This window comes from Rhodococcus sp. EPR-157, from assembly GCF_001647195.1.
In the GTDB taxonomy this organism is placed as follows: domain Bacteria; phylum Actinomycetota; class Actinomycetes; order Mycobacteriales; family Mycobacteriaceae; genus Rhodococcoides.
The window spans coordinates 1-534 of sequence record NZ_LVCV01000518.1; the positions used below are offsets into that span (position 1 = coordinate 1).

General features: G+C 65.9%; 1 protein-coding gene. It reads left to right on the top strand.

Going from position 1 to position 534, the window contains the following annotated elements:
• The coding region (locus A2J03_RS23530; protein ID WP_156520551.1) for a ketoacyl-synthetase C-terminal extension domain-containing protein at window positions 1-534 on the top strand (534 nt) is incomplete at both ends.

Genomic DNA, 534 nt, shown 5'->3' on the forward strand with positions numbered 1-534 from the left:
CCACAAAGTACTGCCCGGCACCATCAACGTCGATGCGCCGAACTCCGGAATCGATTCGGACGCAGCGCTGTACGTGAACACCGCGACGCGCCCGTGGATTCGTGACCCGCAGCGACCTGTGCGCCGCGCTGCGGTGTCGGCGATGGGATTCGGTGGCACCAACTTCCATGTCGTACTCGAGGAGAGCGACGCGCCCCGCGCGGACGTACGCCCGCTGCACTGCGTGCCCCGTGTTCACGTGTGGCATGCCGCCGATGTCGACTCGCTGATCGAGGCCGTCCGCTCTGGTGAATCGGTTGACGGCGGCGACATTCCCGACGATCATGCGCGACTCGGCTTCGTCGCAATCGACGACGAGGACGAGGCGCAGCTGCGCGAGCTGGGCGTTGCACAACTGACCCGCAATCGAGAGTCCGAGCAGTGGAGTCATCCGGAGGGTCTGTTCTTCCGCGCGGCTGCACTGCCCCGGATCAAGGTCGGTGCGCTGTTCTCCGGCCAGGGTAGCCAGTACGTCGACATGGGGACCGACGCTCT